This is a genomic window from Vreelandella neptunia (assembly GCF_022489065.1).
Taxonomy (GTDB): Bacteria; Pseudomonadota; Gammaproteobacteria; order Pseudomonadales; family Halomonadaceae; genus Vreelandella; species Vreelandella neptunia_A.
The window spans coordinates 63,542-76,573 of record NZ_JAKVTW010000009.1 but is presented as its reverse complement, the minus strand read 5'-3'; the positions used below and the strand labels follow the sequence as shown (position 1 = coordinate 76,573).

At 54.1% G+C, this 13,032-nt stretch carries 13 protein-coding genes; 9 read left to right on the top strand and 4 right to left on the bottom strand.

Annotated elements, in window-relative coordinates:
• The first annotated feature begins 8 nt into the window (after positions 1-8).
• The 7 genes from phrB to MLE19_RS13045 all read left to right on the top strand — a co-directional run bounded on the left by phrB (position 9) and on the right by MLE19_RS13045 (position 6,688).
• A complete protein-coding gene (gene phrB / locus MLE19_RS13075; protein WP_240718624.1) occupies positions 9-1,421 on the top strand; it encodes a deoxyribodipyrimidine photo-lyase in 1,413 nt (470 codons plus the stop codon).
• Positions 1,422-1,499: 78 nt separating this feature from the next.
• Positions 1,500-1,931 carry a nuclear transport factor 2 family protein gene (locus MLE19_RS13070; RefSeq protein ID WP_240718623.1) on the top strand — a complete coding sequence of 144 codons (432 nt, stop codon included), beginning with the start codon at positions 1,500-1,502 and terminating at the stop codon, positions 1,929-1,931.
• A gap of 64 nt (positions 1,932-1,995) precedes the next feature.
• A complete protein-coding gene (locus MLE19_RS13065; protein WP_240718622.1) occupies positions 1,996-2,781 on the top strand; it encodes an SDR family NAD(P)-dependent oxidoreductase in 786 nt (261 codons plus the stop codon).
• Positions 2,778-4,145 (top strand): NAD(P)/FAD-dependent oxidoreductase, encoded by a 1,368-nt coding sequence (locus tag MLE19_RS13060; protein WP_240718621.1) that lies wholly within the window; start codon positions 2,778-2,780, stop codon positions 4,143-4,145. The genes MLE19_RS13065 and MLE19_RS13060 overlap by 4 nt, the downstream gene beginning before the upstream one ends.
• Complete coding sequence (locus MLE19_RS13055) at positions 4,142-4,906, top strand: DUF1365 domain-containing protein (protein ID WP_240718620.1); 765 nt, start codon at positions 4,142-4,144, stop codon at positions 4,904-4,906. The genes MLE19_RS13060 and MLE19_RS13055 overlap by 4 nt, the downstream gene beginning before the upstream one ends.
• On the top strand, positions 4,903-6,171 hold the full coding sequence (locus MLE19_RS13050) for a class I SAM-dependent methyltransferase (protein ID WP_240718619.1): 1,269 nt from the start codon (positions 4,903-4,905) through the stop codon (positions 6,169-6,171). The genes MLE19_RS13055 and MLE19_RS13050 overlap by 4 nt, the downstream gene beginning before the upstream one ends.
• 1 nt (position 6,172) lies before the next feature.
• Positions 6,173-6,688, top strand: a complete 516-nt coding sequence (locus tag MLE19_RS13045; RefSeq protein ID WP_240718618.1) for a DUF2878 family protein — start codon at positions 6,173-6,175, stop codon at positions 6,686-6,688.
• Between the two features lie 18 nt (positions 6,689-6,706).
• On the opposite strand, the gene MLE19_RS13040 is transcribed toward MLE19_RS13045, so the two are convergent.
• Complete coding sequence (locus MLE19_RS13040) at positions 6,707-8,548, bottom strand: putative bifunctional diguanylate cyclase/phosphodiesterase (RefSeq protein WP_240718617.1); 1,842 nt, start codon at positions 8,546-8,548, stop codon at positions 6,707-6,709.
• Positions 8,549-8,829: 281 nt separating this feature from the next.
• Between MLE19_RS13040 and fabA the strand changes: the two genes are divergently transcribed.
• Positions 8,830-9,345: a 3-hydroxyacyl-[acyl-carrier-protein] dehydratase FabA gene (gene fabA, locus MLE19_RS13035; RefSeq protein WP_240718616.1), complete on the top strand. Its 516-nt coding sequence runs from the start codon at positions 8,830-8,832 to the stop codon at positions 9,343-9,345.
• A gap of 13 nt (positions 9,346-9,358) precedes the next feature.
• The gene (gene fabB / locus MLE19_RS13030) at positions 9,359-10,576 is read left to right on the top strand and encodes a beta-ketoacyl-ACP synthase I (protein WP_240718615.1); all 1,218 of its coding nucleotides are present in this window, start codon (positions 9,359-9,361) and stop codon (positions 10,574-10,576) included.
• Positions 10,577-10,687: 111 nt separating this feature from the next.
• On the opposite strand, the gene MLE19_RS13025 is transcribed toward fabB, so the two are convergent.
• The 3 genes from MLE19_RS13025 to MLE19_RS13015 are packed head-to-tail and all read right to left on the bottom strand — an operon-like array spanning position 10,688 to position 13,012.
• Positions 10,688-11,434, bottom strand: coding sequence for a lysophospholipid acyltransferase family protein (locus MLE19_RS13025; protein WP_240718614.1), 747 nt, complete (start codon positions 11,432-11,434; stop codon positions 10,688-10,690).
• On the bottom strand, positions 11,431-12,321 hold the full coding sequence (locus tag MLE19_RS13020; RefSeq protein WP_240718613.1) for a sugar nucleotide-binding protein: 891 nt from the start codon (positions 12,319-12,321) through the stop codon (positions 11,431-11,433). Before MLE19_RS13020 ends, MLE19_RS13025 begins: the two co-directional genes overlap by 4 nt.
• A gap of 52 nt (positions 12,322-12,373) precedes the next feature.
• Positions 12,374-13,012, bottom strand: coding sequence for a single-stranded DNA-binding protein (locus tag MLE19_RS13015; RefSeq protein ID WP_240718612.1), 639 nt, complete (start codon positions 13,010-13,012; stop codon positions 12,374-12,376).
• Between the last annotated feature and the right edge of the window lie 20 nt (positions 13,013-13,032).

The window sequence follows — 13,032 nt, the reverse complement described above, 5'->3', positions numbered from 1 at the left end:
GAGAGCCTATGAAACGGCAGTTAATTTGGCTGCGCAGTGACCTGCGCATTGACGATAACACCGCGCTGGCCGCCGCCGCGGCTAAAGGTCCTGTCATAGCGGTCTTTTTGCGCAGCATCCCCCAGTGGCAAGAGCACGGGCACGGCGCCAACAAGCTGGACTTTTGGGCTCGCGGTGTTGCCGCCGTTAAGGCAGCCCTGAACGGTTTGAATATTCCGCTGCTTCATCGCGACATAGAGCGCTATGACCAAGCACCGGACACACTACTTGAGATCGCACGGGAACATGGTGTTGACCAGTTACACTTTAACTATGAGTACGCCCTCAATGAGCGCCAGCGGGACCAGTCCGTGCAAAACGCGTTTAAGCAGGCTGGTATTGCCGCCCATGGCTACCATGATGCCGTGGCATTTGCCCCCGGCAGCCTGTTAACCGGCAAAGGTGATTACTACGGCGTTTTCACACCGTTTTCCAACGCTTGGCACAAGCAGGTCAGTGCTGATCAGTTGGCCCTGCGGGATACGCCCAAGGTGCAAACCGCCCTGGATATTAAAAGCGATCCATTGCCTGCTCTGCCCGAACTCGATAGTACGCCGATCGATGGTCGCCTATGGCCAGCCGGTGAAAGTCCTGCGGCGGATAATTTAGCGCGTTTCTTACGCTTTCGGGGCCGACACTATAAAGCGCAGCGTGATTTGCCCAAGGTACGCGGTACCAGCGAGCTTTCACCGTATCTGGCATTAGGCATGATCTCCCACCGTCAGTGCTTGCAAGCGGTGATGGCGGAGAATGGCGGTCATTTAGGTGATGGTGATTTAGGCCTGACCACCTGGGTCAACGAACTGGTATGGCGCGAATTTTATCAGCACGTTGCGGTGGGCTTTCCCCAGGTGTGCCGCTATCAGCCCTTCCAGGAGCACACTAAACAATTAGCGTGGCGTGACGACGAGGAAGGCTTTCAAGCCTGGTGTGAGGGGCGTACAGGCTATCCCATTGTGGATGCCGCCATGCGCCAGTTAGTCACCACTGGCTGGATGCATAACCGCTTACGCATGGTAACGGCAATGTTCTTAAGCAAGCACCTGCTGATTGACTGGCGGCGTGGCGAGACCTTTTTTATGCGCCACCTGGTCGACGGTGAGTTCTGTGCCAACAACGGCGGCTGGCAGTGGGCCGCCTCTACGGGTACCGATGCCGCGCCGTATTTTCGCATCTTTAACCCCACTACCCAGTCCACCCGCTTTGATGCTGATAGTGAGTTTATCGCCCACTGGCTGCCCGAGCTTGCGGAGCTTCCCGCGAAAGCGCGACATGCGCCGCCGCAAGACCTACTCACCGATGTAAAGTACCCGGCGCCCATTGTCGATCACAAAGCAGCCCGCCTGCGCGCGCTGGAGGCGTTCAAATCGCTATCTAAATAGTGATCCCTGTCATCCAAGTATTATTTTTTATCATTTCCACTAAACCCTTATTTTCACTAAGCCAAGAGGGAGTCAGTCATGGATGAGCCTGCGGCGCTGGAGACGTTCTGCACCTTTTTCAATAAACTAGACAATACCTGTACAGAAAAGCTATACGAGGTATATACTGAAAATATTGTTTTCAGCGACCCGCTGCACCACATTGAAGGTCGCGAGACGTTAGCGCGTTATTTTTCAACCATGTATGAAAATGTCGAAGAGTGCCAATTCGTTTATCACACTCGGCAAGTACAGGGTCAGCAAGCGTTTGTTACCTGGACAATGACCTTCATTCATCCACGTTTGGCAGGAGGAAAACCTGTAAGGGTTGAAGGTTGTAGCGCACTAACCTTTGCAGCCGATGGACGCGTTGAGCGCCATCGTGACTACTTCGATGCTGGCGCCATGCTCTACGAACACATTCCGCTGATGGGCAGCATCATTCGCTGGTTAAAAAACCGCCTTGCCTAGGTTTTAACACCCTGGTTTTACCATCATGGCTTTAACACCACGGCGGGGCGCACTAGGAGGTTTGATGAGTACATGGAAAACGCCCCAACGCATTTGGTTAACCGGTGCCACGTCAGGTATTGGTGAGGCCCTGGCGCGTAAGCTCATCGCCCAAGGTCACCACGTTGTGCTTAGCGCTCGTAACGCTGAGGCACTCGAAGCACTATGCCAAGGCCATCCCCATGCCTACCCCCTTCCCCTGGATATCAGTGACCGTGCAGCGGTGCTCAAGGCGGGTGACGCTCTTCGCGAGCGCTTAGGGGCGTTGGATTTAGCGCTGTTTAACGCGGGCACCTGCGAATATCTCGACGCTCAGCAGTTCGATATGGATTTAGTAGAGCGGGTTTTTAAACCTAATTTATTCGGCACCCTGTACGGCGTCGAAGCTGCCCTGCCCCTGCTACGCGAAGCGCGTAAAGAGGGTTTACCTGCCCGGTTAGCCGCCACCTCCAGCGCCTCGGCTTATTTATCGCTGCCCCGCGCTGAGGCCTATGGCGCCTCTAAAGCCGCAGTTAGCTACTTTTTTGAGTCACTGCGCCTGGATCTTGATCAGGAAGGCATTGATGTCAGCATTATTCATCCTGGTTTTGTAAAAACACCGCTCACCGAGCGTAACGACTTCCCCATGCCTATGCAGGTTACCGCCGAGCAAGCGGCGGATGCGATTATCGCAGGCCTGATAAAAGGACGATTGGATATCCATTTCCCTCGTCGCTTTACCTACTTGGTCAAATTGCTGGGTATTTTGCCTCCTGCCTTGCGCCGTCAGATTGGCCTGCGCATGACCCGTGCTCAGAAGGAGTCATCATGAGTACCCTGGTATCAAAAAGCACAGGGGCATCGCATCGTATAGCCATTGTTGGCAGCGGCATCAGCGGCATGGCCGCTGGCTGGTATCTCTCTGCACAGCATGAAGTCACGCTATTTGAGTCGGACTCGCGGCTTGGCGGTCACACTGCCACCATGGATGTCACCGTTGAGGGGCAGCCGTACGCTATTGATACCGGCTTTATTGTCTTTAACGACTGGACCTACCCGCACTTTCAGCGCTTGATGGCCACTCTCGGCGTCGCTTCCCAAGCGACAGAGATGAGCTTCTCGGTCCATGAGACTGCGCGGGACTTTGAGTATAACGGGCATACGCTTGGGTCACTGTTTGCCCAGCGGCGCAATTTTTTTAATCCCTCTTTTTATCGACTGCTGCGGGATATCCTACGCTTTAACAAGCAGGCTACTCGCGCGCTTGAGAGCAAAGAGCTGCCCGAGCACATGACCTTGGGTGAGTACCTAGACCAGAACCACTACAACCGCGATTTCCAACAGCGCTACTTACTGCCCATGGGGGCCGCTATTTGGTCGGCCAGCATTAGCGATTTACGCGCCTTTCCGCTGGCATTTTTCGTGCGTTTTTTTCGTAATCACGGCCTGTTATCGGTTAATCATCGTCCGCAGTGGTACACCCTGGTGGGCGGTTCCAAAAGCTATATCCCCAACTTAACGGCTCCTTACGCGTCGCGTATTCACCTTAATACACCTGTTACGCAGATTAGCCGTAACAGCACGGGTGTCACTATTACCACGCCCTCCGGTACGCATCACTTTGACCAAGTAGTGCTGGCCTGTCACGCCGATCAGGCACTAGCACTGCTGGGCGATGCCATCGATGTCGAGACAGAGGTGCTTAGCGCCATGCCGTATCAGGATAATGAAGTGGTACTGCATACCGACACCGCCCTGCTGCCGCGTCGCAAGCGCGCCTGGGCGAGCTGGAACTACCGCCTGGATCAGCGTGATAGTGGAGCGCGGGTATCAGTCACTTACGACATGAACATCCTCCAGCGAATAGAGAGCGACACCACCTTTTGCGTCACCCTGAATGACAGCGCGAGCATCGACCCAAGCAAGGTACTGGGGCGTTATACCTACGCGCATCCTCAGTTCACCTTGGCGGGTCAAGCGGCTCAAGCACGCCACGCAGAGATATCGTCGATAGCTCACCGCACTCATTTCTGCGGCGCCTATTGGCGTAACGGTTTCCACGAAGATGGCGTGTGGAGTGCGCTTAGGGTGGCCCAGGCGTTGGGGTGCGATGAAGCCGCCCCACCGTCTGAAGCGCCTTCCGCGCTACCTGCCCACGAGCTGCTAACGACCCAAGGCGTCGAGGGGCTGGGATGATTGCTACACCGCGCTCGCGTATCTATCGCGGCACTTTACGCCACCGGCGATTCACGCCCAAAACACACGCCTTTAGTTATCAGGTATGGATGGCGTGGCTGGATCTGGATGAACTACCCGACCTATTCGACAAGGTGCCTGGGTTTAGTGCTCGCCGACCTGCGTTGGCGCGTTTTCGGCGCGAAGATTATCTGGGCCCAACCGACCGGCCGCTTAAAACCGCCGTGCGCGAAGAGCTTGTTCGTCAGTTGGGCAGTACTCCCAATGGTCGTATTTGCGTACTGACCCAGCTACGCACGTTAGGCTGCATGTTTAACCCTATCTCCGTTTACTACGCTTACGACCACCTGGGCAGGTTGGCTGCGGTATTGAGCGAAGTGACTAACATGCCTTGGCGTGAGCGGACACGTTATGCCTCTGCTGTAGACCCTTCGCGCCATAGCCATCAGGCGCACTTTGATAAAGATCTTCATGTCTCGCCGTTTAATCCCATGGAAATGACCTACCGCTGGAAGTTTAACGCCCCCGGCGAAAAGCTCTTTCTACATATGGAAAACTGGCAGGATCAGCAGTGCCATTTTGATGCCACATTAACCCTTGAGGCCTCACCCGCCACCCGCGGCGCGCTGCTCAAAACCTTGGCTCGCCAACCGTGGATGAGCCTGAAAACCATTGCGGGTATTCATTTTGAAGCGCTTCGCCTGTGGCTTAAGCGCGTCCCCGTGTATAACCACCCCAAGCGCAAGGAGACTTCAAAGTGACGACCCTGCGTTCCACGCCCCCGAACCTTCAGCCAGTGGCGCAAAACCGTTTAACCAAATGGCTGAAACCTCGCCTAATGGCGCAGCTGGATACCTTTCGCGGCGGCCGCATCACCCTGATTGAGGGCAATCAATGCCATCACCTAGGGCAAGAAGGCCCGTTGCAAGTAACGGTAGTGATACGCCACTCACGCGCCTGGAAGAGGCTTGCCTTTGGCGGTACCGTTGGCGCGGCCGAGTCTTATATGGATGGCGATTGGGATGCCGATGACCTCGTCGCGCTGGTGCGGCTGTTCGCTTCAAACCTTGAGCATGTAAATGGGAAAATGGAGAACGGCAGCGCCCGGCTTGCCCGTTGGCTCCTGGGTGCCGCCTACCGTTTTCAACGCAACAGCCTGAATGGCTCTAAGCGCAATATCGCCGCCCACTACGATATTGGTAATGACCTTTTTTCAACATTTCTTGATCGCCATCACTGGATGTATTCAAGCGCTGTTTTCCCCTACCCGGAAGCAAGCTTGGAAGAAGCGTCAACCTATAAGCTTGATTTGATGCTCGAGAAGCTCGACGTTCAGCCCCAGCATCATCTGTTAGAAATTGGCACTGGCTGGGGTGGTCTGGCGATTCATGCGGCGAAAACTCGCGGCTGCCGTGTCACGACAACGACCATTTCAGATGAGCAGCACGCCCATACTGCCCAGCGTATTAAAGAAGAGGGGCTGGAGGATCGCATCACCCTGCTCAAGCAGGATTATCGTGAATTAACCGGCCACTATGATCGACTCATTTCAGTCGAAATGATCGAGGCAGTTGGGCATCAGTATCTCGACACTTACCTCACTAAACTCGATAGCCTGTTGACCGACGATGGACAGGCCATGTTACAAGCCATCACTATTCGTGATCAGCGCTTTGAAGAAGCTAAGCGCGACATGGACTTTATCAAGCGCTACATTTTTCCGGGCGGTTTTCTACCCTCGCACCACGCTATGTTAAGCAGCGTTATGCGCAAAACGTCGCTGAACGTGGTCGCTTTAGACGAAATTGGCCCTCACTATGCGCGCACCCTACGTGAGTGGCGACACCGCTTTGAAGCCAGCCTTGAGCAAATTCGCAAGCTAGGATATGACGAGCGCTTTATTCGCATGTGGCGCTACTATTTATGCTACTGCGAGGGTGGCTTTATCGAGCGCTCTATCGGCACTTGCCACTTACTGCTGGCGAAACCGGCGGCGAAACCGACTCCTCTTACGGGCGCGCTCTAGAATGGCATCACGCTCGTGGCAGACACTGCTGTTAAATGCTCTGCGTTTTGAAGCTGGCTGGCTGTTATGCGTAGTAGGCGGTTCAGGCGTTGCCGCGCTTGCAGGCGGTGGCTTGTTAGCCTGGCATCTATGGCGCTGCGCTTTGTCCGGAGAGTGGCGGTTTATTGCAGGGTTTGCACTGCTTGGTTTGGTGATTGATGGCGGTTTACATCTGCTGGGCGGTTTTGATTTTAATGGCCAAACACTGGTGTTGGGGCTGTTACCCCTATGGCTATGGATGCTATGGCCACTATTTGCCACGCTGGTTTATCACTCACTTGCATGGCTATGGCGCTATCCGCTGATAGCCGCGCTATGTGGAGCAGTTAGTGGCCCACTGTCTTACTATGGCGGTGCGCTGTTGTCGGAGGTTAGCCTTGCGGCCTGGTTGCTCCCTGTACAGAGTTTAATTTGGGCAGTGCTATGTGGCGGCATTAGCCTCTATTATCTTCGGATTTCTAAACGACATACCCAGTAAAGCCCTTAGAAATGATACTTATGGCGCAGCGGGATGGGTAAGAGGCTCAGGTACCAGACGCTTTTCTAACTCAACGGCAGGCAGCGGTCTCGAAAAGTAGAACCCTTGAACACTCTTGCAACCAGCATCTATCAAAAACTGGCACTGCTCTTTTGTCTCCACGCCTTCTGCTATCACCTCAAGCCCCATGCCTTTTGCCATCGCCAATACGGCTTTAACGATGGCGGCATCTGCTTGGTCATGAGGTAGTTCTTTGATGAAAGCGCGATCGAGTTTGATTTTATCAACCGGCAAGCGCTTCAAGTAGCCTAGCGATGAGTAGCCAGTGCCAAAATCATCAATCGCAATCGCGAAGCCTTGGTCGCGTAGCCCTTGCAAGCGTGGCCTCATTTCGCCCGCTCGCTCGTCTAAAAGCACCGATTCGGTTAACTCTAAGCCAATCTGGGAAGGGGTCAGCTGGTAGCGCTTTAAGCAAGACGCTAGCTGGCTTTCCAGATCGCCTTGAAACAGCTGCAGCGCCGAGATATTGACCCAGATCGTTAGTTTTGGCATGGCGCTATTACGCCAATGCGACTGCTGGGCACAGGCTTTTTCGATGACCCAGGCACCTAGCTGAGTCATTAAACCGTGACGCTCCGCCAGCGGAATAAAGTCGCCGGGTGAAATCATACCATCCTGTGGATGACGCCAGCGCAGCAGTGCTTCCATGCCGACTATTTCTCCGCTGCTAGGCTCATTCTGGGTTTGAAAGTGTAGTTCTAACTGGTCCCCAGAAATGAGCGCCGCACGTAAATCGCTGACCAGCGCTAATTGAGGGTTGTCCTGCTTGTCCAGCGCGGGTCGAAAACGCTGGCTATGGTTACGTCCCAATCGTTTGGCGCTATAAAGTGCTGACTCTAGGCGCTGGAAGAGCACCCCTGAATCGTTACCATCTTCAGGCACTCGACAGCTACCGATTGTCAGCCCTAAGCGTAATGGGTGGTCATCTATTTCAAACGGGCGGCCCATATGCTCGCGCAGAGACGCAACCCACTTGTCATGATCGTCAAAGGTTGTGGTACGCACTACCATAAACTCATCGCCACCCAATCGGCCGACAATGCTTCCCGCCATATAGCTGGTAAGCCGCTGAGCAAAGCGCGCGAGTAAGCGATCACCCTGCTCGACCCCCAAGCTATCGTTAACCGATTTTAAGTCGTCAATATCCACTAGTGCCATATCCAGGCTTTCGCCAGCGCGTATGTGGCGCAACCGGGACGCAAGCAGGTCGTGAAGGCGACGACGATTAGGCAGACCGGTTAATGGATCTTCGTAGCCAATTCGACGCAAATCATTTTCACGCGCCTTTTGCGCCGAAATATCGGTGAATAAATTGATGAAGTGGGTGATTTTCCCTCGCTTCTCGGTTACCGCGCGTACTTTTAGCCACTCAGGGTATTCATCACCATGCTTACGGCGGTTCCACATCTCGCCTTCCCAACGCCCGGTACTTTTTAGCGTACTCCAGAAGGTTTGATAGAAAGCCTTATCGTGGCGTGGTGCCGCCAGGGTGTCTAATTTAATGCCGATCACTTCCTGACTGGCGTAGCCTGTAATTTCAGTAAACGCAGGGTTAACAGCGATAATGCGATTTTGCGCATCGCTTATCACCATAGCATCGCTCGCAAGCCCTAGCGCATCTTGGGTTAACCGTAACCGCAAACGCTGCTGACGGACTTGGTTCCAGGCATCCCATAAACCCAACATGACAAAGGCTGACGCGACTAAGCGCAGCACAGGATCTGGAATCCATACGCAGGCAGGTAGTGCCGCAAGCGCAACCCATACCAACGGACGATTAAGAGAAACAGGAAGCCACATGGCGTTTCGCTATACCCTATACAAATTAATCCAGCTAAAAATTAGCGTGAGGTGCCATGCTGATTATGCCGCCCATAAACAGTGTTTTAATACGCATATTACGTCAACAGAACGTTTGTTGTGCATAATGGATGTTAAATCACCCTGACATGCCCGCTCTAATGCTATCGGCAACTACGACCAATTCTGTAGTTATATGCGATAAATAGCCTCTTACGTGCATTCAGCGGTTTCGGGAAGTAGACTAGCCCAACAACCAATTCGATATTCGGAACGATTCAGTGACCAAGCAACACTCCTTTGATCGCGATGAACTGCTGGCCTGCTCGCGCGGCGAGCTATTCGGCCCCGGTAATGCTCAGCTCCCGGCTCCTAACATGCTCATGCTTGACCGTATTAAGCATATTCATGAAGAGGGCGGAGAGCATGGCAAGGGCGAACTGATCGCCGAGCTGGATATCAGCTCTGACTTGTGGTTCTTTGATTGCCACTTTCCTGGCGACCCTGTCATGCCTGGCTGCTTAGGCCTAGATGCCATGTGGCAACTCGTTGGGTTCTATTTAGGCTGGCTAGGCCATCCAGGTCGTGGCCGTGCACTTGGCTGCGGCGAGGTCAAGTTCAGCGGACAGATCCTGCCGGATGCTCAGAAAGTGACCTATAGTATTAATATTAAGCGTATTATTACCCGACGCCTCATTTTGGGTATCGCCGACGGAACAGTTTCTGTCGACGGACGCGACATTTATCAGGCTAATGATCTGCGTGTTGGCCTATTTACCTCCACTGCGAATTTCTGAACAGGAGGCTCCCATGCGACGAGTGGTAGTCACCGGCCTTGGCATTGTATCTTGCCTTGGCAACGACCAACGACAGGTCCTGGACGCGCTCAAAACTGGGCGTAGCGGTATTCGTTTTAAGGAAGAGTATGCCGAGCGTGGCTTCCGTAGCCATGTGGCGGGCAGCGTCGATATAGACCTTGACGCACTCATTGACCGGAAACTGCGCCGTTTTATGGGCGATGCTGCTGCCTACGCCTATGTCTCTATGGCTCAAGCCATTGAAGATGCCGGGCTCTCTGAGGAGCAGGTCTCCAACGAACGAACGGGGCTTATTGCTGGCTCTGGCGGTGCTTCAAGCGCAAACCAGGTTGAAGCCGCCGATGTGTTGCGTGAAAAAGGCCTGCGCCGCGTTGGCCCTTACCGCGTTACCCGCACTATGGGCAGTACTGTGTCAGCTTGCCTGGCAACGCCGTTCAAAATTAAAGGCATCAATTACTCTATCTCTTCTGCCTGTGCCACCTCGGCGCACTGTATCGGTAGTGCGATGGAGCAAATTCAGCTAAATAAGCAAGACGTGGTGTTTGCCGGTGGCGGTGAAGAGGAGCACTGGACTCTCTCTTGCTTGTTTGATGCCATGGGCGCGCTCTCTACCCACTATAACGACAACCCTGCACAGGCCTCGCGCCCATATGACAAGGCCCGCGACGGCTTCGTTATTGCAGGTGGTGGCGGCATGCTGGTGTTAGAAGAGCTTGAACACGCTAAAGCGCGCGGTGCCAAGATTTATGGCGAACTGGTGGGTTACGGCGCGACTTCTGATGGCCACGACATGGTCGCACCTTCGGGAGAAGGCGCAATGCGCTGTATGCGCCAAGCGATGGCCACCGTTGAAGGTAAGATTGACTACATCAATACCCACGGCACTTCTACGCCTGTGGGCGATGTTGCCGAGCTAAAAGCAATACGCGAAGTGTTCGGTAATACAACGCCCGCCATGAGCTCGACTAAATCGCTCACTGGTCACTCTCTAGGGGCCACGGGTGTACAAGAAGCGATCTATTCGCTACTGATGATGCAGCACAATTTTGTAGCCGCTTCAGCAAATATCACCGATCTGGATGATCAGGCCGAAGGTTTTGACATCGTTACAGAATGCCGCGATGGCGTAACGATAGAGCGCGCCTTGTCGAACAGCTTCGGTTTTGGTGGCACCAATGCGTGTTTAGTCTTCCAGCGCTTTAACGACTAACGCTGTTAACAGCGCAGGCATGATGACAACGACAATGGCGCCCTCTGGGCGCCATTGTCGTTTAACATTAAAGGTGGACCAAGCAGATGTGTAACCAAACAGAAGTACGCTCTAACGTGAACTAGAACTAAGGGTAGGCCGCGGCACCTCCGAAATTTCCTGTAACTGCGCTTCTATCCACACTTCTACTTCCGCAAGCACCTCATCCGGCATGCGTCCCGCCGTCTCAATAGGCTTACCAATGCGCACACGCAGAACGCCTGGCCGTTTAACCCAGTGGCGTCCAGGCCAGCGTTCACCAGCATTATGGGCCACCGGTAAGACAGGCACTCCCGCACGACACGCCACCACGCTGCCACTTTTGTTATATCGCTTACGGATGCCTGGATCTACCCGCGTACCTTCCGGAAAAATTAGCACAGACATACCGGTACCGAGACGCTCCACGCCTTGAGTCAGCACCTGCTTCATCGCCCGCGCCGGTTTGGAGCGATCTAAACTGATCGGGCGTAGCAAACGCAACCCCCAGCCAAAGATTGGTAGGCGCAGCAACTCGCGTTTCAGCACGGTACATACGGGAGGCTTCATCACCTGCAGAAACACCGTTTCCCACTCACACTGATGATTGGCCTGAATCACACAGGGACCGCTGGGCAGGTTTTCTCTACCTTGAATGTCATAGCGCACGCCACAGGCGATACGAAACCACACCATCAAAAAGTAGTTATACAAATTGAGTAAGCGGTAGCGGCCAGACAGCGGGAGAAACGGCGCAATGGGTAGAAACAGGATGCCAATCATCAGCATGGCTAAAAAGTAGCCGACATAAAACACCAGGCTGCGAACCACATTTATCAAGCCGACGCTCCTGTATCGCTGACACGGTTATGGTCACGGGTTAAACACCACGCATCCAACATACGTCCCGCCTCTAATCGCCACGGTTTCTGATGGACACCAAAGACATCTAACACCCGACGACAATTTAAAACGCGTCGCAGCTTGGCATCATGATGATGTTTAAGCGGCTGCACCTCACCAAGAGAGACTTGCTCTCCACGCCCTTCAAGATGCGTTAACAGCTGAGTACGTACCATAGAGGTGAACGTAAAGGCGCTAACCGGCTCAGTTCCAGCCAAATGATAAGCGCCCCACGCGTCAGCACCACTGGCCTGCTGCTGCAACATACCGATCAGTGCCATAGCAACAGCATCCGCTGAGGTCGGGCAAAAAATCACATCCTCTGCGGCACGCACCGCCTTCCCGAGCACTAAGCTATCGATGATCTCATTGAGCCAAGCATGACTGCCTTCCAGCGCAAACAGCGGACCTAGGCGCACAATCAAATGGCGCTGAGACTCCGCACGGATACGATCACCGGTTTGTACCAGACGGCGCAAGCTGTCATCCCGCGGCGCTGGCACCACATGCTCATCAATGGGGACTTCCAAACCGTCTTCGTAAAGCTGATCAGAGACACACCATACTAACGCTACGTCTTGGGATAGACAGGCGTCCAAACAGATGTCTACCGCATCAGCATGGGCGGTAACATCCGCAGGCGCCATGTTTAAGGGGTGTGCCAACGGTGGAATAATCACAGCGTCAGGCGCAATTGCTGTCAGCCGAGACGGGGTAATGGTCGCCCCTTGTTCAATGACTAATTCTGTATCGGCGCGACGGCTTGCTTCCCGGGCCAGTGCCAAGCTTAAGCAGTGTCCGGCATCCAATATCAGCAGCTTCAAGACAGCCTCTCCTTGTCACACCCTGCCCTTAGTGGCTCATTGATGAATACCTTCAAAATGGAATCTCATCATCGAAGTCGTCGAAGTTACCCGGATCTGGCGCACCATAGCTGCTGTTCTGCTGGTTAGGCGGCGGAGCTTGGTTGCCCTGCTGCGGCGCTGGCTGCGGGGGACGAGGTGCCTGCTGTGGGTTCTGGCCGCCCTGCTGAGGATAACCGCCGCCCTGACTATTCTGAGCGGGGCTGTTCTGAGCAGGATTGTTCTGAGTAGGATAGTTCTGCGCTGGAGCGTGCTGAGGCGCAGAATTTTGGTCATAATTATTTTGCGGAGCGCCACCGCCCTGGAAGTCACCGCTACGTCCGTCAAGCATCTGCATATCGTTAGCGACGATTTCTGTCGAGTAACGATCCTGGCCGTTCTGATCCTGCCACTTACGGGTTTGCAAGCGCCCTTCAATATAGACTTTGGAGCCTTTTTTCAGGTACTGCTGAGCGATTTCGGCGGTTTTATTGAACATCACCACGCGATGCCATTCGGTACGCTCTTGGCGCTGACCGCTTTGGCGATCCATCCAGGTATCAGTCGTCGCCAGGTTTAGGTTGGCCACGGCGGTGCCGCTGGGGGTGAAACGCACCTCTGGATCCTGCCCGAGGTTGCCAATCAAAATGACCTTGTTAATGCCGCGAGCCATAAGGCGCTCCTTTAATAGGT